The organism is Brevundimonas sp. R86498 (assembly GCF_044598075.1).
Lineage (GTDB): Bacteria > Pseudomonadota > Alphaproteobacteria > Caulobacterales > Caulobacteraceae > Brevundimonas.
In genome coordinates, this window is record NZ_CP139004.1 from 2,043,503 (window position 1) to 2,063,431 (window position 19,929).

21 protein-coding genes are annotated in these 19,929 nt (G+C 66.8%); 12 read left to right on the top strand and 9 right to left on the bottom strand.

The features are described from left to right. Nucleotides 1–3: 3 nt before the first annotated feature. The 5 genes from SJY26_RS09925 to SJY26_RS09945 form a co-directional block, all read right to left on the bottom strand. On the bottom strand, nt 4–1,146 hold the full coding sequence (locus tag SJY26_RS09925; RefSeq protein WP_396592895.1) for a GNAT family N-acetyltransferase: 1,143 nt from the start codon (nt 1,144–1,146) through the stop codon (nt 4–6). Between the two features lie 179 nt (nt 1,147–1,325). Continuing rightward, nucleotides 1,326–1,784 (bottom strand): RidA family protein, encoded by a 459-nt coding sequence (locus tag SJY26_RS09930; protein WP_396592896.1) that lies wholly within the window; start codon nt 1,782–1,784, stop codon nt 1,326–1,328. Between the two features lie 198 nt (nt 1,785–1,982). Further along, a complete protein-coding gene (locus SJY26_RS09935) occupies nt 1,983–2,339 on the bottom strand; it encodes a hypothetical protein (RefSeq protein ID WP_396592897.1) in 357 nt (118 codons plus the stop codon). After that, nucleotides 2,269–2,721: a polysaccharide deacetylase family protein gene (locus tag SJY26_RS09940; protein ID WP_396592898.1), complete on the bottom strand. Its 453-nt coding sequence runs from the start codon at nt 2,719–2,721 to the stop codon at nt 2,269–2,271. Before SJY26_RS09940 ends, SJY26_RS09935 begins: the two co-directional genes overlap by 71 nt. A 24-nt stretch (nt 2,722–2,745) precedes the next feature. Continuing rightward, nucleotides 2,746–3,999, bottom strand: coding sequence for a DNA polymerase IV (locus SJY26_RS09945; protein ID WP_396592899.1), 1,254 nt, complete (start codon nt 3,997–3,999; stop codon nt 2,746–2,748). A gap of 120 nt (nt 4,000–4,119) precedes the next feature. On the opposite strand from SJY26_RS09945, the gene SJY26_RS09950 reads away from it, so the two are divergent. Next, on the top strand, nt 4,120–4,506 hold the full coding sequence (locus tag SJY26_RS09950) for a response regulator (RefSeq protein WP_396595736.1): 387 nt from the start codon (nt 4,120–4,122) through the stop codon (nt 4,504–4,506). A gap of 6 nt (nt 4,507–4,512) precedes the next feature. Then, on the top strand, nt 4,513–5,877 hold the full coding sequence (locus SJY26_RS09955; protein WP_396592900.1) for a PleD family two-component system response regulator: 1,365 nt from the start codon (nt 4,513–4,515) through the stop codon (nt 5,875–5,877). Nucleotides 5,878–5,942: 65 nt separating this feature from the next. Here SJY26_RS09955 and rpmG read toward each other — a convergent pair whose 3' ends face one another. Next, nucleotides 5,943–6,110 (bottom strand): 50S ribosomal protein L33, encoded by a 168-nt coding sequence (rpmG, locus tag SJY26_RS09960; protein ID WP_003164451.1) that lies wholly within the window; start codon nt 6,108–6,110, stop codon nt 5,943–5,945. 129 nt (nt 6,111–6,239) lie between these two features. Between rpmG and SJY26_RS09965 the strand changes: the two genes are divergently transcribed. From SJY26_RS09965 to SJY26_RS09990, 6 genes are all read left to right on the top strand, one after another. Next, nucleotides 6,240–6,800, top strand: a complete 561-nt coding sequence (locus SJY26_RS09965; RefSeq protein ID WP_396592901.1) for a hypothetical protein — start codon at nt 6,240–6,242, stop codon at nt 6,798–6,800. A 280-nt stretch (nt 6,801–7,080) separates the two neighbouring features. Beyond that, nucleotides 7,081–7,455 carry a 30S ribosomal protein S12 gene (gene rpsL, locus SJY26_RS09970; RefSeq protein WP_013269204.1) on the top strand — a complete coding sequence of 125 codons (375 nt, stop codon included), beginning with the start codon at nt 7,081–7,083 and terminating at the stop codon, nt 7,453–7,455. 66 nt (nt 7,456–7,521) lie between these two features. Continuing rightward, nucleotides 7,522–7,995, top strand: a complete 474-nt coding sequence (gene rpsG, locus SJY26_RS09975) for a 30S ribosomal protein S7 (RefSeq protein WP_056615544.1) — start codon at nt 7,522–7,524, stop codon at nt 7,993–7,995. 150 nt (nt 7,996–8,145) lie between these two features. Further along, nucleotides 8,146–10,227, top strand: a complete 2,082-nt coding sequence (gene fusA, locus SJY26_RS09980; RefSeq protein ID WP_396592902.1) for an elongation factor G — start codon at nt 8,146–8,148, stop codon at nt 10,225–10,227. Nucleotides 10,228–10,313: 86 nt separating this feature from the next. Continuing rightward, nucleotides 10,314–11,504 (top strand): elongation factor Tu, encoded by a 1,191-nt coding sequence (tuf, locus tag SJY26_RS09985; RefSeq protein WP_396592903.1) that lies wholly within the window; start codon nt 10,314–10,316, stop codon nt 11,502–11,504. Nucleotides 11,505–11,899: 395 nt separating this feature from the next. Further along, complete coding sequence (locus SJY26_RS09990) at nt 11,900–13,777, top strand: DUF3857 domain-containing transglutaminase family protein (protein WP_396595737.1); 1,878 nt, start codon at nt 11,900–11,902, stop codon at nt 13,775–13,777. Between the two features lie 95 nt (nt 13,778–13,872). Here SJY26_RS09990 and SJY26_RS09995 read toward each other — a convergent pair whose 3' ends face one another. The 3 genes from SJY26_RS09995 to SJY26_RS10005 are packed head-to-tail and all read right to left on the bottom strand — an operon-like array spanning nt 13,873 to nt 15,975. Then, the gene (locus SJY26_RS09995; RefSeq protein WP_396592904.1) at nt 13,873–15,015 is read right to left on the bottom strand and encodes a L,D-transpeptidase; all 1,143 of its coding nucleotides are present in this window, start codon (nt 15,013–15,015) and stop codon (nt 13,873–13,875) included. A gap of 55 nt (nt 15,016–15,070) precedes the next feature. Further along, on the bottom strand, nt 15,071–15,811 hold the full coding sequence (locus SJY26_RS10000; protein WP_396592905.1) for an SGNH/GDSL hydrolase family protein: 741 nt from the start codon (nt 15,809–15,811) through the stop codon (nt 15,071–15,073). Then, complete coding sequence (locus tag SJY26_RS10005; RefSeq protein ID WP_396592906.1) at nt 15,808–15,975, bottom strand: hypothetical protein; 168 nt, start codon at nt 15,973–15,975, stop codon at nt 15,808–15,810. Before SJY26_RS10005 ends, SJY26_RS10000 begins: the two co-directional genes overlap by 4 nt. A gap of 155 nt (nt 15,976–16,130) precedes the next feature. On the opposite strand from SJY26_RS10005, the gene SJY26_RS10010 reads away from it, so the two are divergent. The 4 genes from SJY26_RS10010 (at nt 16,131) to rpsJ (ending at nt 19,918) form a co-directional block, all read left to right on the top strand. Further along, complete coding sequence (locus tag SJY26_RS10010; RefSeq protein WP_396592907.1) at nt 16,131–17,291, top strand: GNAT family N-acetyltransferase; 1,161 nt, start codon at nt 16,131–16,133, stop codon at nt 17,289–17,291. Further along, complete coding sequence (locus SJY26_RS10015; RefSeq protein WP_396592908.1) at nt 17,288–18,226, top strand: transcriptional regulator; 939 nt, start codon at nt 17,288–17,290, stop codon at nt 18,224–18,226. The genes SJY26_RS10010 and SJY26_RS10015 overlap by 4 nt, the downstream gene beginning before the upstream one ends. An 83-nt stretch (nt 18,227–18,309) precedes the next feature. Continuing rightward, a complete protein-coding gene (locus SJY26_RS10020; protein WP_396592909.1) occupies nt 18,310–19,251 on the top strand; it encodes a GIN domain-containing protein in 942 nt (313 codons plus the stop codon). Between the two features lie 361 nt (nt 19,252–19,612). Then, a complete protein-coding gene (gene rpsJ / locus SJY26_RS10025; RefSeq protein WP_003164367.1) occupies nt 19,613–19,918 on the top strand; it encodes a 30S ribosomal protein S10 in 306 nt (101 codons plus the stop codon). Nucleotides 19,919–19,929 lie beyond the last annotated feature (11 nt).

Below are 19,929 nucleotides of genomic sequence, written 5' to 3' on the forward strand. Positions count from 1 at the left end.
GCCTCACTGCCGATACGGCGACAGCTCTTCCGTCATCGCCGCGATCTCCGCCTCCACGCCCGGCCGCTCCTGCTCCAGATAGGCCTCCACCGGCGCGCGCAGGGCCGGATCGGCGATCCAGTGGGCGGAGTGGACGGGGGAGGGGAGGTAGCCGCGGGCGATCTTGTGCTCGCCCTGGGCACCGGCCTCGACGCGGGACAGGCCGTGGGCGATCGCGAACTCGATGGCCTGGTAGTAGCAGAGCTCGAAATGGAGGAAGGGGACCTCCTCCAGCGCGCCCCACTGGCGGCCGTACAGGGCGTCGCGGCCGATGAAGTTCAGGGCTCCGGCGATCGGGGTGTCGTCTCGAAAGGCCATGACGAGGGCGATCCGGTCGGCCATGGTCTGGCCGATCATCGAGAAGAAGGGGCGGGTCAGATAGGGGCGGCCCCATTTGCGCTCGCCGGTGTCCTGATAGAACTCGAAGAAGGCGTCCCAGTGGGCCTCGGTGATGCCGGGCCCGGAGAGAACGCGGATGTCGAGGCCGGCCTGCGCCTCGCGGCGTTCGCGGCGGATGGTCTTGCGCCGGTTCGAGGAGAGCGCCGCCAGAAAGTCGTCGAAGGTCTGGTAGCCGTTGTTGCGCCAGATGAACTGCATGTCCTGGCGGCGCAGCATGCCGGCCTCGCCCATGGCGAACCATTCGGGCCGGGTCGGGAAGTTGACGTGCAGCGACGACACGCCGAGCCGCTCGGTCAGGGCCACGGCCCCCTGGATTAGGCCGGCGCGGACGACGCCTTCGCTGGTGTCCGGAGCATGCAGGAAGCGCGGGCCGGTGGCGGGGGTGAAGGGGACGGCCCCCAACAGCTTGGGATAGTAGCGGCCGCCGGCGCGCTGGTAGGCGTCGGCCCAGCTGTGGTCGAAGACGTATTCGCCCTGGCTATGGCCCTTCAGATAGAGGGGCATGCAGCCCAGGACGGCGTCGTCCGGGCCCCTGAGGCTCAGGTGCCGCGGGCCCCAGCCCTGCGACGGGACTGCGCTGCCCGAGGCCTCGCAGGCGTGCAGGAAGTCGTAGCTGACGAAGGGATCGCCGGTCGGGGCGGCGCAGGCGTCCCAGGCCTCACGGCCGATGGCGGCGATCGAGTCGTGGACCTGAAGCTCGAAACTCAAGAGACCCTTCTCCCCTTGCGGGAGAAGGTGGCGGCCGAAGGCCGACGGATGAGGGGTACGAGGATACACATGCGATCTTTTACCTCGCGCTCATCGGCAAGATCGGGAGTCACCCCTCATCCGACCTCGCTGCGCTCGGCCACCTTCTCCCGCAAGGGGAGAAGGGGACGGATGGCGATTCACCGCACCTCGACGATCGCATCGACCTCGACGGCGAAGCCGAGGGGGAGCTGGTAGACGCCGACGGCCGAGCGGGCGTGACGGCCGGCGTCGCCGAACACCTCGACCATCAGGTCCGAACAGCCGTTGATCACGGCGGGAATGGCGGTGAAGCCCGGGCCGGCCTGGACGAAACCGCCCAGCTTGACGATGCGCACGACCCGGTCGAGGTCGCCATCGAGCGCGGCGTTGATCTGGGCCAGCAGGTTGATGCCACACAGGCGGGCGCCGGCATTGGCCTGTTCCGGGCTCACGTCCTCGCCGACCGTGCCCTTGATCCCGCCCGAGGCGTCGTTCGACAGCTGGCCCGAGATGTGGAGCAGGTTGCCGGTCCGGACGAAGGGAACATAGTTGGCCACGGCCGCTGCGGGCTGGGGCAGGGTGATGCCAAGTTCGGTCAGGCGAGCGGCGATGGACATGTCGGACTCCGGGTGGATGTTGGCGCGGTTTAGCCGGTGTCGAAGGTCGCGTCTCCTCCCTGTTCGCGGCTTCGCGAATGGCGCGGTGGCTGCGAGCCGTTGCGAGCAGACGCTGTGGGCGAGCCAGAGCTTGCCGACGCGCAAGGCGCTGACCGGGCGCGGCTGAAGCTCCCTACTCCCGCAAGCCGGGGAGAAGGATCAGTGCATGCGCGCCCAAGCCTGACCGACGGGCAGGATCTCCAGGTTCGCGGCCTTCGCCAGCCGGATCACGCGGTCCAGATCAGCGGCGGTGCAGCCGTAGGGCGTCGGGGCGTCCATGACATCGTGGCCATAGGCGACGAGCCAGCCCCGGCGGGCCGCCGCGTCCGCCATCAGGCCTTCCAGCTCATAGCCGGGCAGGCGTCGGCTTTCGAGGCCGATCGCCTGGACATTGCCGCGGTCGGCTGAGCCGGCATTGACCCCGTCGCGCACGCCGCGGCCCAGGTCAAAACGGTCGGCGACGACAGCCTTGGCCGCCACGGTGACGTCGCCATAGGGCCAGGCGAAGGTGGTCATGCGGTGCCCGTCCAGCCGCTCGGCCACCCAGGCGGCGTTGCGGTCGAGATCGGCGGCGTAGTCTGACGGCGAGACTTCTCAGGGCGCTGGTGTGGCCGAAGGTATGGCAGCCGACCTCGTGGCCAGCGGCGAACAGGGCCTGCAGATGGTCGGTCGTGAACTGGGGCAGGCCGAGGTTGGTGCCGCTCTCAAGTCCGCCACACACATAGTAGGTGGCGCGGATGCCGTGTTCGGCGAGGACCGGTCCGGCCTCGGTCCAGGCGGTGACCGGAATGTCGTCGAACGACAGGCTGAAGATGCCGCGTTCGGGTCGGACCGGCGCGGGTCGGACGTCCAGCCATCGGCCGCCCCGGCGGCGCATCTTGTCGATCAGTTCGGACATGCGACCAGTCTGGACGACAAGGGCTTAAGGCCGCTTCAACGCCCGCCCGGCCACCACCGCCGAGGCCCCGAACCTTGCCCGCAGGGCGTCGATGGTCGTTTCGGTCTTCAGGGCGCGGGCTTCGCCGGTGCCGAACAGGCTGGCCGGCGCGTCCTCCGCGTCCTGGATGTCCGCCAGACCGATCCCGATCAGACGATAGGGACGGCCCAACTCGGGCCCCAGCAACTCGCGGCCCACGGCGAACAGGGCCCGGGCCGTCTGCACCGGCTCCGGGAGGGTCTTGCGGCGGGTGATGATCCGGAAGTCGGTCCGTCGCAGCTTCAGCACGATCACCCGGCTGGCCACGCCGTCGCGCCGGGCCTTGGAGGCAACCTTTTCGCACAGGGGCCAGAGTTCGGCCTCCAGATCCCCGGCGGCGGTCAGGTCGGTGTTGAAGGTGGTCTCGGCGCTCATGCCGCGTCGGTCATGTTCCGGATTGACCCGCCGACTATCGCGCGCGTGGGCGAGGTCGTGCAGGCGCAGGCCGGTCTCGCCATAGCGTTTGACCAGATCGCGCACATCGGCGGCGGCGAGGTCGCCGACCGTGGCAAAGCCGTCACTGATCAGGGTCTTGCCGAACACCGGCCCGACACCGGGCAGGATGCGCACGGATTTCTGGGCCAGCAGGGCCCGGGCATTGGCGGCCCCGATGACCGAAAAGCCCCGGGGCTTGTCGAGCTCCGATGCGATCTTGGCCAGGAACCGGTTGGGCGCGAGGCCGATGGACACGGACAGCCCGGTTTCCGTCTCGATCCGCTTCTGCAGGCGGATCAGCTGCAGCGCCGGCGGGCCGCCGTTCAGCCGCTCCGTGCCCGACAGATCGATCCAGGCCTCGTCCAGCGACAGGGTCTGAACGAGCGGGGTCAGCTCGCCAACCATGGCGAAGATGCGCTTCGATTCGGGGACGTATTTCGAGAAGTCCGGCTTGATCACGACGGCGTCGGGACAGGCCTTCAGCGCCTTGAACATCGGCATGGCCGAGCCGACGCCGGACTGGCGCGCGATGTAGCAGGCGGTCGAGACCACGCCACGCACGCCGCCGCCGATGATGACCGGCCGGTCTCGCAGCTCCGGCCGGTCGCGCTTCTCGACCGAGGCGTAGAAGGCGTCGCAGTCCAGGTGGGCGATCGAAAGCTGGTCCAGCTCCGGATCGCAGACCACCCGGGGCGAGCCGCAGGCGGGGCAGCGTCCCACGGCCTCGGCCCCCGTCCACAGACACTCTCGGCAGATGGCTTTCACGGCCGGGGCTCGCCTTTCCGACTTCACGCCAACTTAAGACTGGACCGGCATTATCCCAAAACAGGAAGGCGAAGAGCCTCCAGCGCCATGAGCGCGTCAGACGAGGCCGCAGACCGGGTGATGAACTCCAAGAAAGTCCTCATCGTCGAGGATAACGAGCTGAACATGAAGCTTTTTCATGATCTGCTCGATTCCCAGGGCTATGAAACGCTGCAGACCCGCGAGGGCCTGCAGGCGATGGCCCTGGCGCGTCAGCATATGCCCGATCTGATCCTGATGGACATCCAGCTGCCCGAGATCAGCGGTCTGGAAGTCACCAAATGGCTGAAGGACGACGAGGAACTGGCCCATATCCCGATCATCGCCGTCACCGCGTTTGCGATGAAGGGCGATGAGGAGCGGATCCGGCAGGGCGGATGCGAGGCCTATATCTCCAAGCCGATCTCGGTGATGCATTTCCTTGAGACCGTCCGCACGCACCTGGGCCAGACTGTATCGGTGGGGTAACCGTAGATGACCGCGCGTATTCTTGTGGTCGACGACGTCGAGGCCAACGTCCGCCTGCTTGAGGCCAAGCTGACGCTGGAGTACTATGACGTCCTGACCTGTCAGGACGGGGCCACGGCCCTGTTGCTGGCGGCGGCAGAGCAGCCCGACATCATCCTGCTGGATGTGATGATGCCGGGCATGGACGGGTTCGAGACCTGCCGGCGGTTGAAGGCCGATCCCCGCTGCAATCATATTCCGGTCGTGCTGGTCACGGCGCTGGACGGCCGCGAGGACCGCATCAAGGGGCTGGAAGCGGGGGCCGACGACTTCGTCACCAAGCCGCTGGACGATCTGGTGCTGTTCGCGCGGGTCCGGTCCCTGACCCGGCTGAAGCTGGTGATGGACGAACTGCGCGAGCGCGAGGAGAGCGGCCGGCGGCTGGGGGTCACGACCGAGGGCTCGCGGCGGCTTCGCGGCTCGGGCGGGCGCGTGCTGATCGTCGACGACAATCCGCGTCAGGCCGAACGCATCTCCGAAGAGCTGGCGCGCGAACATCGCCCCGTGATCGAGACGGACGCCGCTGCGGGCCTTGTGGCCTCGCGCGGGTCCATCGACCTGATGATCATCAATGTCGCCGCCAGCACCTTTGACGGCCTGCGGCTGATCGCCCAGGTGCGGTCGGCCGAACCGACCCGCCACCTGCCGATTCTCGCGATGGTGGACCCGTCCGACCGTCCGAAACTGGTCAAGGCGCTGGAGCTGGGCAGCAACGACATTCTGGTCCGCCCGGTGGACTCCGAAGAATTGTCCGCCCGGGCCCGCACCCAGATCCGGCGCAAGCGCTACAGCGACTTCCTGAAGGAGAAGCTGGACTACAGCCTTGAGATGGCTGTCACCGACGCCCTGACCGGGCTGCACAACCGTCGCTATATGACCGGTCAGCTGAAGACTTTCGTCAGCCGGGCGACGCAGGGGGGCGAGTCCGTGGCTGTGCTGGTCCTCGATATCGATCACTTCAAGAAGGTCAACGATGGCTTCGGCCATGATGCTGGCGACGAGGTGCTGCGCGAGTTCGCCGTGCGGCTGGCGACCAATGTCCGCGCTGTCGATCTGCCCTGCCGGTTCGGGGGCGAGGAGTTTGTCGTGGTCATGCCCGGTGCCAGTCTGGAGGACGCCCAGCGGATCGCCGAGCGGATTCGCCGGGATGTGGGCTCGACCCCGTTCCGGGTCATGGGCGGCCGCGAACAGTTGACCGTGACCATCTCCGTCGGGGTGGCGGCGACCTTGGGCAGCGGCGATACGCCGGACGCCCTGATGAAACGGGCCGACGAGGGGGTTTATGAAGCCAAGGCGACCGGCCGCGACCGTGTCATCGCCCGCGCGGCCTGATCCCCACAGCAAAACGCCCGGTCATCGCTGACCGGGCGCTGGAAGCGTCGGCGGGGTGAGTCGCCTTACTTGATCTTGCCTTCCTTGAACTCGACGTGCTTGCGCACGACCGGGTCGTACTTCTTGACGACCATCTTCTCGGTCATGGTCCGGGCGTTCTTCTTGGTGACGTAGAAGAAGCCGGTGTCGGCCGTGGAGTTCAGGCGGATCTTGATTGAGGCGGGCTTTGCCATCGGAAATTACCTTTGCGACGGCGGTAGAGCCGTGAAAATGAGAGGCGCGGAACATACTCAGCGCGCCTGCGAAGTCAACGGGCGACTTCACGTCTTGAGCCCGGGTCATTAGCGCGCCAGGCTCATGGCATGAAAGCCCTTCTCGCCACCGTCGCCGTCCTGACCCTGTCCGCCTGCGCGACCGTGCCGGCGCCGGCCCCGGCCCCTGACGCCTTCCTGGCCCGGCTGAATGCCCTGTGCGGCCAGAGGTTCGAGGGGCGGGTGGTCACCACCGACGCGGCAGACGCAGACTTCGCCAACAACCGGCTGCTGATGCATGTGCGCGACTGTTCGCCCAAGGAGGTCGGCATTCCGTTCGCTGTCGGTGAGGATCGCTCGCGCCGCTGGATCGTGACGCGGACCGAAGCGGGTCTTCGCCTGAAGCATGATCACCGCGATCCCGAGGGCGTCATCCATGGCTACCACATGTACGGGGGTGACACCGCCGGTCCGGGCACGGCCTCGCGCCAGGAATTTCCCGTGGACCAGGAGTCCATCGCTCAGTTCATGGCTGGCGGCGCCGAGGTCTCCACGACCAATGTCTGGGCCGTCGAGGTCCACCCGGGTCGGATGTTCGCCTATGAACTGCGTCGGCCGTCCGGACGGTTCCTGCGGGTGGAGTTCGATCTCACAAAGCCGGTGGGGGAGTAGGGCAGGGACCCCGGTCTTGACCTGACGGCCCCTCAAGCGTAAACGCGCCGGACTTTCGAGGCAGGCCATCTTCTCCGGCCGACCCAGATCGTCACAATTGAACGGACGGGCTGTGCCCGCCGGAACGCCCGAAGCGCGCGTTCCGGTTTTTTCGTTTGGTCGTGGCGCATCCGGTCTCGAACGACCCCGGGCAGGCCAGACGGCCTGTTCAAAAGAAGGAAACCGAGGCGCTCCGGCCGACAGGCACACGCCTCCATCAGAAGTCGAGACTGTTCGAACTATGCCTACGATCAACCAGCTGATCCGCAAGCCCCGCAAGCCCAAGCCCGTGCGCAACAAGGTGCCGGCCCTGGAAGGCTCGCCCCAGCGCCGCGGCGTCTGCACCCGCGTGTATACGACGACCCCCAAGAAGCCGAACTCGGCGCTTCGTAAGGTCGCCAAGGTCCGTCTGGCCAAGTCCGGCTACGAAGCCGTGTGCTACATCCCCGGCGAGGGCCACAATCTGCAGGAGCACTCGGTGGTCCTGATCCGCGGCGGCCGCGTGAAGGACCTTCCCGGCGTGCGCTACCACATCCTGCGCGGCGTTCTCGACACCCAGGGCGTCAAGGACCGCAAGCAGCGCCGTTCGCACTACGGCACCAAGCGTCCGAAGTAAGCGAACCCTCACCAGATTCAGCCGGCCTTGCCCGGCTTTCCGACACTGATTTAGAAGGCCAACCGCATGTCACGTCGTCACCGCGCCCAGAAACGCGAAGTCCTGCCGGATCCCAAATACAAGGATCTGACCGTCACCAAGTTCATGAACTACGTCATGTACGAGGGCAAAAAGGCCGTCGCCGAGAACATCGTCTACGGCGCGTTCGAAATCCTGGCCGACAAGAAGAAAGACTTCGAGCCCGTCCAGACCTTCCACACCGCCCTGGAAAACGTCCAGCCGTCGGTCGAGGTCCGGTCGCGTCGCGTCGGCGGTGCCACCTATCAGGTCCCGGTCGAGGTTCGCCCCGACCGCCGTCGTGCCCTGGCCATCCGCTGGCTGGTCAACGCCGCCCGCAAGCGCGGCGAGAACACCATGACGGAAAAGCTGGCCGCCGAGCTGCTGGACGCCTCGAACAACCGCGGTACTGCGGTCAAGAAGCGCGAAGACACCCACAAGATGGCCGAAGCCAACCGCGCCTTCAGCCACTACCGCTGGTAACCGCCTTCAAAGCGGCGCACCGCGACACTATCTAGGTCTATCCGGCGCGGGCGGTTTCAGTTAAATCGCCCGCGCTCGCTTATCCGAAACATCGACGATCTCCCCCGAGGGCGCCCACCGCGTCCTGAACCTACTTCAAGGCACGTTTTCATGGCCCGCACTCACAAGCTCGAGGACTACCGCAACTTCGGCATCATGGCCCACATCGACGCGGGCAAGACGACGACGACCGAGCGGATCCTGTATTACACCGGCAAGAACCATAAGATCGGCGAAGTCCACGACGGCGCCGCGACCATGGACTGGATGGACCAGGAGCAGGAGCGGGGGATCACGATCACCTCGGCTGCGACCACGGCCTTCTGGCAGGGCAAGCGCCTGAACATCATCGACACCCCCGGCCACGTGGACTTCACCATCGAGGTCGAGCGCTCGCTGCGCGTGCTGGACGGCGCGGTCGCCGTGCTGGACGGCAACGCCGGCGTGGAGCCGCAGACCGAAACCGTCTGGCGCCAGGCCGACAAGTACAAGGTTCCGCGCATCGTGTTCGTCAACAAGATGGACAAGATCGGTGCCGACTTCGACGCCTCGGTGCAGTCGATCCGCGATCGCCTCGGTGCCAAGGCTGTGCCGATCCAGTTCCCGATCGGTTCGGAAAACACCCTGTCCGGTTTGGTCGACATCGTCGCCATGAAGTCGGTCGTCTGGGACAATGACGCCCTGGGTGCCAACTTCACCGTGGGCGAGATCCCGGCCGACCTGATGGACAAGGCCGTCGAGGCCCGCCAGTACCTGATCGACAACGCCGTCGAGCTCGACGACGAGGCCATGCAGGCCTATCTGGACGGCACCGAGCCCTCGACGGAAGTGCTCAAGAAGTGCATCCGCAAGGCGGTGCTGACCGGGGCCTTCTATCCGATCCTGTGCGGCTCGGCCTTCAAGAACAAGGGCGTGCAGACGCTGCTGGACGCCGTCGTCGACTACCTGCCGTCGCCGCTGGACATCCCCCCGACCCCGGGCATCGATTTCAAGACCGAGGAGCCGATCGTCCGCAAGGCCTCGGACGACGAGCCCCTGTCGATCCTGGCGTTCAAGATCATGGACGACCCGTTCGTGGGCTCGCTGACCTTCTGCCGCCTGTATTCGGGCAAGATGGAAACCGGCCAGAACCTGCTGAACTCGTCGCGCGACAAGCGTGAGCGGGTCGGCCGGATGCTGCAGATGCACTCGAACAACCGTGAGGACGTCAAGGAAGCCTATGCCGGCGACATCGTCGCCCTGGCCGGCCTGAAGGACACCCGCACCGGGGACACCCTGTGCGATCCGCTGAAGTCGCCCGTCATCCTCGAGAAGATGGAATTCCCCGCGCCCGTGATCGAGATCTCGGTCGAGCCCAAGACCAAGGCCGACCAGGAGAAGCTGGGCGTCGCCCTGGCCAAGCTGGCCTCGGAAGATCCCTCGTTCACCGTCTCGACCGACCACGAGTTGGGCCAGACCATCCTCAAGGGGATGGGCGAGCTTCACCTCGACATCAAGATCGACATCCTGAAGCGGACCTACAAGGTCGAGGCCACCATCGGTGCGCCGCAGGTCGCCTATCGTGAATCGCTCGGCCGCAAGGTCGACATCGATTACACGCACAAGAAGCAGACCGGCGGTACGGGTCAGTTCGCCCGCGTCATGATCACCTTCGAGCCCGGCGAGCCGGGTTCGGGCTTCGTGTTCGAGAACTCGATCGTCGGCGGCGCGGTGCCCAAGGAATACATCCCGGGCGTCGAAAAGGGTCTGAACTCCATCAAGGATTCGGGTCTGCTGGCCGGCTTCCCGCTGATCGACTTCAAGGCCACCCTGACGGACGGCAAGTTCCACGACGTCAACTCCAGCGTGCTGGCGTTCGAAATCGCGGCCCGTGCCGCCTTCCGCGAACTGAAGGAAAAGGGCGCTCCGAAGCTGCTCGAGCCGATCATGGCGGTCGAGGTCGTGACCCCCGAGGACTACCTCGGTTCGGTCATCGGCGACCTGAACGGCCGTCGCGGCATGATCCAGGGTCAAGACATGCGCGGCAACGCCACCGTCGTGAACGCCTTCGTCCCGCTGGCCAACATGTTCGGCTATGTGAACACGCTGCGTGGCATGTCGCAGGGCCGCGCCGCGTTCACCATGCAGTACGACCACTATGAGCCGGTGCCGCAACACGTCGCCGACGAAGTGATCAAGAAGTACTCTGCCTAAACCCCAACCCATCCCGGGCGGACCCCGGTCCGCCCGGACCCCTGAAAATCAAGGATGCCCCCTGTTCAGGGGACGGAGAGAAGAGAATGGCCAAGGAAAAGTTCGAACGTAACAAGCCGCACTGCAACATCGGCACGATCGGTCACGTGGACCATGGCAAGACGACGCTGACGGCGGCGATCACCATGACGCTGGCCAAGGCCGGCGGGGCCAAGGCGATGGCCTATGCGGACATCGACGCGGCTCCGGAAGAAAAGGCGCGCGGCATCACGATCAACACGGCGCACGTGGAATATGAGACGGCCAACCGTCACTATGCCCACGTCGACTGCCCGGGCCACGCCGACTATGTGAAGAACATGATCACCGGTGCCGCCCAGATGGACGGCGCGATCCTGGTGGTGTCGGCCGCCGACGGCCCGATGCCGCAGACCCGCGAGCACATCCTGCTGGCCCGTCAGGTCGGCGTGCCGGCCCTGGTCGTGTTCATGAACAAGGTCGACCTGGTCGACGACAAGGAGCTGCTGGAGCTCGTCGAGATGGAAGTGCGCGAGCTGCTTTCGTCCTACCAGTTCCCGGGCGACGACATTCCGATCACCATGGGTTCGGCCAAGGCCGCGACCGACGGCGTGAACCCGGAAATCGGCGAGCAGATGGTTCTGAAGCTGATGGAAACCGTCGACGCCTACATCCCGCAGCCGGAGCGTCCGGTCGACCTGCCGTTCCTGATGCCGGTGGAAGACGTGTTCTCGATCTCGGGCCGCGGCACCGTGGTGACCGGTCGCGTCGAGCGCGGCATCGTCAAGGTCGGTGAGGAAGTCGAGATCGTCGGCATCCGTCCGGTCCAGAAGACGACCTGCACGGGCGTGGAAATGTTCCGCAAGCTGCTGGACCAGGGCCAGGCGGGCGACAACGTCGGCGTGCTGCTGCGCGGCACCAAGCGTGAGGACGTCGAGCGCGGTCAGGTCCTGTGCAAGCCGGGCTCCATCACCCCGCACACGAAGTTCCTGGCCGAGGCCTATATCCTGACCAAGGAAGAGGGCGGCCGTCACACCCCGTTCTTCACCAACTACCGCCCGCAGTTCTACTTCCGCACCACGGACGTGACCGGCATCGTGCACCTCAAGGAAGGTGTCGAGATGATCATGCCCGGCGACAACGCCGAGCTGAACGTCGAGCTGATCACCCCGATCGCCATGGAAGAGAAGCTGCGCTTCGCCATCCGTGAAGGCGGCCGCACCGTCGGCGCCGGCGTCGTGGCCAAGATCGTCGAGTAGAAAACCCAGTCGCAAGACTGAATGGCAAAGGCCCCGCTGGAGTGATCCAGCGGGGCCTTTTTCGTTCTCGATTCAACCGCGGGGCGCGTGGCCTTGTCGTGCCGGGATCCGGAGTCCTACTCAGGATCAACGGTCAGGCCTTCAGCAGGCTTCACGCGACGCGCGCTGCGGTCTGGCCTGTTCATCGGCACATTTGCCGGAGTCCCGGCGCCATCAGGGGTGCATTTTGGCTTTCGAGGGAAAGGCACCCACGCGTCCGTATCTTGAGACCGGGCCGCCGCCGGCTGCCTTTGACATGTCTCCCGTCCAGTATGGAAGTTGGGATCCTCGAGCACTGAGTGCCCGGGGGCTGTGTCACTGGCTAAGTCAGACCCTCTACGACGTGTCCGGGGCCGATCCCGTGTTCACCCACAGAGCAGTCACCCAGGTCACAGGGAGCGACGGCCTTCAGACCGCAGCCCCGTTTCGATACAACATTCAATCCGAGGTACGAGCGTATCGTCATCCACACGATCCGTGTCCATCGCGGGGGCGAGGTGCGTGAAGCGGGGAAACTGTCTGCCTTTCAAGTCATCCAGCGGGAGTTGAACCTCGAACGTGCGGTCTATGACGGTCGAATAACCGCTCACATGGTCATTCCCGACCTGCGCGAGGGCGACATCGTGGAGACGGCCTACTCCGTCATTGGTGCCAACCCGGCGCTTGAAGGGCGTTTCGCCTGTTCGTTCATTCTGCAGTGGTCGGACCCCGTGGTCGAAACCCGCTGCACCGTCAGGCTTGCATCCAGCAGGCCGGTGAGGATACGCAAGTGGGGGGCGGCCAGTGATCCTGTCGAGACCGGCGCCGATGGGATCAGATGTCTGGACTGGCGTGTGATCGGTCAGGCTCCGTATCGGACCGAGCAGGGTTCGCCGCCGTCGTTCGTGGGCTATGCCGCGGTTCAGGTGGCAGACAGGATGACGTGGGCCGAGGTGGCCGACGTCTTCCGCGCCCACTATCAGCCGACGTCACAACTGCCCGGTGACCTCGCCGATACGGTCGCGGCGATCGCCTCATCCAGGATGAAGCCTGGAGAGAAGCTGGTCGAGGGCCTGAGGCTGGTTCAGGACGCCTTGCGCTATCATTCGGTCAGTGTGGCGGAGGGGGGATATCGTCCGCGCCCGATCGACGAAATATGGCGCACGCGATACGGCGATTGCAAGGATGGGTCGGTCTTGCTCGTCGGCGTTCTGCGCGCTCTGGGAATCAACGCCGATTGCGCGCTGGTCAATACGGCGCACGGCGATGATCTGGCCGAGGCCCCGCCCAATGTGCTGGCCTTTGACCATTGCATCGTGCGCGCCCGCGTGGCGGGTCGCACAGTCTGGCTGGATGCGACCCTTCCGCGGCAGGCCGGAGACCTCGACCATTTGACGAGGGCGGACTTTCACTGGGCCCTGCCGATGACCGGGTCGGCCACCCTCGAACGGATGGAGCCGGCGCCGATGGCGACCGTCTGCGAAACTGAGGAGGTTTGGACCTTCTCCCGCCGTCGCACCATGCCGGCGCAGTTGATCCTGAGCAGCACCTATCGTGCATGGCGGGCCGATGGCATGAGACGCTGGATCGCCAATGAGGGGCCGCAGAACATCTCGCGTCTGCTACGCGAAGGCCTCGAGGGGGATTTGCGCTCGCCGCTTCGCGAAACGGCTGCGGTGCAGATTGTCGATGATGTGCCGAACAATAGCTTGACGCTGGTCGAGCGCTACGATGTCGAGAGGCCGTTCGCCGCGAGCGAGTTCGGTCGAGGAGAGGTGTTCTACTCCCGCGACGAGGTGGTGGGCCCGCACCTGCCAGTCCTGGGCCCGGATCGACGGCGCGAGCCGTTGCAACTGGGGCTGCCGCGCCGCGTGGTTGCCCGCAAGGTCCTGAACTTCCCCGTCCGGATGCAGATCAGTCCGTGGAAGAGCGGCATCAAGGGGCCTGGAGGGGCACGGCTGGACACCCGCTTCGCGTGGCAGTCGCGTAAGGTCGGTGTCCACACAATGACCCTCGAGAGTGGCGAGCGTGTCCTTCCAGCCAAGCTGGGCGAGGCGTATCGAGACTTCACAAACCGTGCCTTTGCCATGAATGGCATCCGCTTTCCGGTCGACTACAGGAACGGCAGGATGGTCCCGGCCCGGAAGCCCGGTCGCGATCGGGGGCTCTGGTCGTGGATCAAGGGGCTCCTTTGGCTCCTGTGGCTCGGATACATGCTTCTTCTGGTTGTGGGCCCGTCCCTGCCAGCCGGATAGCCGCCGCGTGAGACAAGACCCGCCGGACACGGTTCGCGGCCGGTCGCCGTCTCAATGCCTGGTGCCGCCTGCGGGGCACCTGAACGGAGTTCCGGCTAGCGAAACTCCACGGTCACGCCCGACGACACGCCGGCGGCGAGGTGTTCGGCGTCCCAGTTGGTTAAACGGACGCAGCCGCTGGAGGCGGTCTTGCCGATCAGGGCCGGGTCCGGGGTGCCATGGATGCCGTAACCGTCGCGCGACAGGTCGATCCAGACCGAGCCCACCGGATTGTTCGGCCCGGGCGGAACGATGATCTTTCCACCGCCGCCCTGGTCGGGATCGTAGGTGTAGTTGGGATCCGGGGCGATGGCGCGGACCGTGTGGGTGCCGGAGGGCGAGGGGGTCTCGCGGCTGCCGATGGTGGCCGGATAGAAGGCCAGGAGCTGGCCGTCGTCGTCGAAGGCCCGGACCGAAAGCTCGTCCTTGTCGATGACGATGCGGGCCACCTCGCCCTCGAGTTCGGCGGGGCCTGTGGCGGCCACGACGAGGGTCTGGCCGGCGCGGCTGAAATCCACACCGGGATTGAGCGCCGATAGCAGGGCCTCGCTCATGTGGAATTTCTCGGCCACGGCCTCACGGGCGGTGGCGTAGCCGACGCTGTCCAGCCGGCCCATGGCTTCCATACTGTCGGGTACGGAGCCGATGAACGGTCCGGCGACGTCGGACTCGGTGAGGGTGTAGTCGGTCAGGACCTGGCCCCCGTCTCCGGAAGAGAGACGCTGGAATACGGTCTCGTCCAGCTCGCCGTCGACGGTCAGGTCGTTGGCCTCCTCGAAGGCTGCGATGGCCTGACGGGTGTTCTCGCCGCCGAGACCATCAATGATGCCGGGGGAGAAGCGGCTGCGGTCGAGCAGGATCTGCGCCCGCACCATGGCCGGGTCGGCACGGGCGTCTTCAGGCAGAGCACCGGCGACGTTGCCGGCGCCGTCGGCAGACGCGTCGCCGCCGTCCGGTGCCGGCGTGGAGCCACTTCCGCCTGACCCCTGCTGGTCGGATCCGTCGGTGACGGACGGTGTCGGTCGCGGGCGGAAGCTTGCCGTTTCGATTGACCGGCGCAGGTCGGCGGCGGCGGAGGTCTCGGCGTTGGCGGTCGTGTTGTCCTGCCGGGGCTGACGGGGCTCTGATCCGCAGGCGGCGACGGCCAGAAAGGGCAGGGCGGCGACAAGGGCGAGACGGGCAGGGCGACGAACGATCATGGCGAACTCCGGTGGACGATGCTGAACCAACACGGGCCGCCGCTGCCTGTTCCCCTCAGCGCAGGCCGGCCGCCAGTCCTTCGGCTGCACCTTCTGCCCAGCAGGCATAGCCGGCATCGTTAAGATGCAGATCGTCGGGACCGACCCCGCCGCGTTCCAGACCGGCCCACCTGGCCATGGTCCCGAAGCGGTGCTGGACCGCATAGCCGATGCGGCCGCCCTCGAGAGCGATTAGCCGGGCCATGTCGCCCAGCGCCGGGTTGCGGCCCCGGAAACCGGGGTTGGAGGTGGCCTCGGGCAGGCGCTGGGGATCGACCAGCAGCACATCGACCCCCGCCCGGTCGAGAATGGCCTGCCCCCGGCGGAAATCGGCGAAGATGTCGTCCATCGGGCGGTCGCGCAGGACGTCATTGGTGCCGAGTTGCCAGATGACGAGATCCGGCGTCCCGGCGGCGATCTCGCGCTCCAGCCGGTCGGCGGTCTCGCGGGCGGTTTCGCCGCCTATGCCCTTGTTGATGACGGTAATCGCAACCCCGGGCAGCCGGCGTTGCAGTCCCGCCTCCAGCATCGGGACAAAGCCCAGCTCCGGGCGACTGGCACCTACCCCTTCGATGCTCGACGACCCCATGGCCAGGATCGTCAGCCGGCCCGCGGCGACGGCGGCCCGGCTGGCCTCCAGTCCGCCATTGGTGACGACCTGAGCGGCGTCCAGCGGGCAAGCCGTCGGGGCCTGAGCCAGGGCGGGGAAAGCGGGCGCGGCGAGAAGGAGTCCGGCGACAAGGAAGGCTCCCCTCATGGATTGGGCTTGCCGGTGGCGGGGTCGGTCGCGGTTTCGCCGGAGTTGCTGGAGCCTTTGGCGTCCCGGGGTTCGGTCGCCGGGCGCGGGGCCTCGCCGTCGTGGGCGGGGGGCCGCTGGTTTTCATTCTCGGTCTGGCGCGGGGGGCGGGCGGGGTCAGTCATGGTCAGGTTCCTTGTTCCGGGAAGCCAACGCGGCCGGTGGCGACAGGCTCCCGAAACGCCTCGTTCACCATGCCACTACACCGTCCTGCAAGAGCGGCCGGGATACACCTCTCGCTGGAACGCGCCGTGCCGGACGCGCCGGACGGAGAAGGCCCATGCCCGGATCGATCGGGATCGAGATCGTCAAGGCCGACCAGCTGACGGTGGCGGACCGGGTCCTGTGGCGCGCCATGACCGATGCCAATCCCGATCTGGCCAGCCCCTATTTCCGCTGGGAGTTCACCGAGATCGCGGCCCGGATCGTGCCGGATGCGGCCGTCGCGATCCTGACGCAGGACGGGCGCACGATCGGCTATTTCCCGCACCAGCGGCGGGGGGCGGCGATCCAGCCGCTGGGCGCGCCGATGAACGACTATCACGGCGTCATCGCCATGCCGGGGGAAGCCCCGCCCCTGGCTGTGGTTGCCGACCTGCTGGGCGCACCCCGGTTGAGCGTCTCGGCCTGGGTGGGGCCGTCCGGCGTGGGCGCGCTGCGAGAGACCCTGATGACCCTGTTGCCCGAGCACGGGGCGGAGTCGTGGGAGGCCTGGTATGCCGAGCGCCGGCAGACCTGGGGCAAGTTTTTCAAGGACAAGGAGCGGGCGCGGCGCAGTCTGGAGACCGAGCTGGGCGAGATCCGCGTCGAGGAGGGCCTGAGAGATCCTGCGCTTCTGGATCACCTGATCGGCCTGAAGCGGGACCAGTACGCCCGCACGGGACGTCACGACATCTTCGCCTGCGGCTGGACCCGCGATCTGCTGCACGCCCTGATGGTCGCCGACCATGCCGACTTCGGGGCCTCGATGGCGGCGATGTGGGCCGGCGGGCGGCTGACGGCGGTGGAGTATTCGCTGCACGCCGGCGATCGCTACCATTTCTGGTTCCCGGCCTATGAGCCCGGCCTGGCGCGCTGTTCGCCGGGCATCCTGCTGACGCTGGACACCATGAGGCTGGCCGCGAAGTCGGGCTTCCGGGTGTTCGATTTCGGGTTCGGCGGCGAGGGCTACAAGAAGTATTTCTGCAATGCGACCCAGTCGGTCCGGGAGGCCGTCGTGCTTCGGCCCGGTGTGGGGGCCCTGCTGTCGGATGTGGCCGTCGGCCTGCTGAACAGCACCGCCGGGGGCCGTGGCGAGCGGCTGCGGACCAGTGTGCGGCGGCGCTGGGCCGCGATCGAGGGCTGCGAGACGACCTCGGGCCAGCGTCTGATCGGGGCCGCGTCCGCCGCCATGGTCGCCATGCGCAAGGCCGGGGGCAGCGGTCGGGGAGCCACGACATGACGGTTACGACCCCCGTGGACCTCCGCACCCGCTATCCGGGGCCGATCCCGGCGGCCGCTGTCCACCCGCACGGGCTGGTCGATCAGGGTTTCGCCACCGACGAGGCGCTGGCGGGCATCCTGCACCGCTATCCGGCCGACCTGTTCGACATCAATCTGTACGACTACGACGATGAGGGGCAGGTCAGCCTGCGCACGGGGACGCGGGGCAGTCTGACCGGGGACCAGCTGCTGGAGGCGATCCAGGCCGGTCGGCTGTGGGTCAATCTGCGGCAGGCCGAGCGCGGCTGTCCGGATCTGTGGGCGGCGGCCATGGGTGAGTTCGCAACCATCAAGGCCCGATATCCCGGCCTGAAGGCCGTGACCAATGCCGGCCAGCTGATCATCTCCTCGCCGGCCGCCAAGGTGCCCTATCATTTCGACGCCGCCGGTGTGGTGCTGTTCCATCTGCGGGGCCGCAAACGCCTGTTCGTCTATCCCGGAGACGAGGCCCATCTGCCCGAGGCCGCGATGGAACAGGTGGTGGCGCGTCAGACAACCGAGGAACTGCCCTGGCGGCCCGCGTTCGAGGCCGATGCGACCGTGGTCGATCTCGAACCCGGTCAGGCCCTGACCTGGCCCCTGTACGCCCCGCACCGGGTCGAGAACCTGGACCGCTTCTGTGTCAGCCTGTCGATGGACTTCCAGACCTGGCCCAGCCGGATGCGTAACGGTGCCCTCTATACCAACGCCGTGATCCGTAGCCGGGGCGGCAATCCGCGTTTCACCGACACCATGTCGACGCCCGAGCTGGCGGCCCGTTGGGCCGCCTCCCTGGCGTTGCGGCGGATCGGGGGGCTGAAGAGCCGCATCGCGCATCTGGACCGCGACTTCACGCCCGCGCTCGGAGCCGTGGACGGGGCAGGGACGCTGCAGGCCGGGTCCGCGCTGCGTTAAATCGAAGTCATGACCTCGAGTTAAAATGACTTCAGCCCGGGGCGGGGCCAAGGTTTCCTCATTGCTGGAGAGGAGCCCACCCCATGAAGACCCTGACCGCCATCGCCGCTGTATCCGCCGCCGTCGTGGCCACGCTCGCCGCTGCTGCCCCCGCCGCTGCCCAGGAGGGCCCGGAAGTGCGCATCCGGCGGGCGGTCGCCCGGGTCGTGGTGATCGTGGAGGATCGGGCCAACGTGGCCGTCGAGATCGAGCCGGGGTCATCCGGCCTGCCGTCACCCGGCGTCACCGTGGTGGGCAATGAAACCCGCATCGATGGTGAACTGGGCCGTCGCCCGTTCCGCGAATGCCGCAGCGGTCCTTCTGACGCCCGCCAGCCGGGGGAGGGGGCCTCGGTCGAGGTCCGAGACCGGGGCCGCATCAATCTGTCCGAGGCACCGCTGATTGTCATCCGCACGCCCCCTTCGGTCGACATCTCGACCGAGGACTCGGCGGTCTTCGGGGCCATCGGCCGGGGGGCGACCGCGATCGAACTGGCCAGCGGCGGATGCGGCGACTGGACGGTCGCCAACACCACTGGTGATGCTGCCCTTTCCGTCGGCGGCTCCGGGAGCATCCGCGCCGGAACCTCGCGCAGCCTCGAGGCCAGCATCGGCGGATCGGGCCGGATCACGACGGGGGCCACGGGTGATCTGGAAGCGGCCATCGGCGGCTCCGGAACGATCATCGTGGCGACCGCCACCGGTCGGGTTGAAGCCGCGATCGGTGGATCCGGCGACATTCGCGTCAACGGCGGGCGGCCGGCCTCGGTCGAGGCTGCCATCGGCGGGTCGGGCGACATCATTATCCAGGGCGACACCGGACCGTTGGAGGCTGCCATCGCGGGGTCCGGCGATATCCAGGTCACCGGCACCGTGGCCAGTCTCGAGGCCAGTCTGGTGGGTGGTGGCGACGTGAGGGTCGGACGGGTGGCCGGCGACATCTCCCAGTCCATCATGGGCGGTGGACGGGTCAGGATCGGCGACTGATCCCTCCGGTCAGGCGCTGAAGGAGGGCGGCCCGGGTGCGTGGAACCCCCCGGGCCGCCTTTCTGTGAGAAAGACGGTCAGGCTGTCGCGCCACGCTTGACCAAAACGGAATCAATCGTCATAAGCGCCAACTCTTGTTGGACCGGCTGTGCAGCTCAGGCTGCAGACGCGGTTCGCAGGAACGACCTCGGACCTGTTCTTTGCAGCGACCAGGGACTTCAACGGCTCTCGCGGGTGACTGCGTGGGCCGATCGTTTTTGCGGACGTGCGTACTCTGAGGACCCCTCGTGGGTCCAAAGGCTCCGGTCTTTGAAATGGTTCACAGGGACGCAGGTTCGCCTGCTTGGGAAATACGACCGATATGGATCAAAGCATCCGCATCAGGCTCAAGGCCTTCGATCACCGCGTCCTCGACTTTTCGACGCGCGAAATCGTGAATACAGCCAAGCGCACGGGCGCGACCGTTCGCGGTCCCATCCCGCTGCCGACCCTGATCGAAAAGTTCACCGTGAACCGCTCGCCGCACGTCGACAAGAAGTCGCGCGAGCAGTTTGAAATCCGCACGCACAAGCGTGTCCTCGACATCGTCGACCCCACCCCGCAGACCGTGGACGCGCTCATGAAGCTCGACCTGTCCGCCGGCGTGGACGTCGAGATCAAGATTTAAAGAAATAAAGG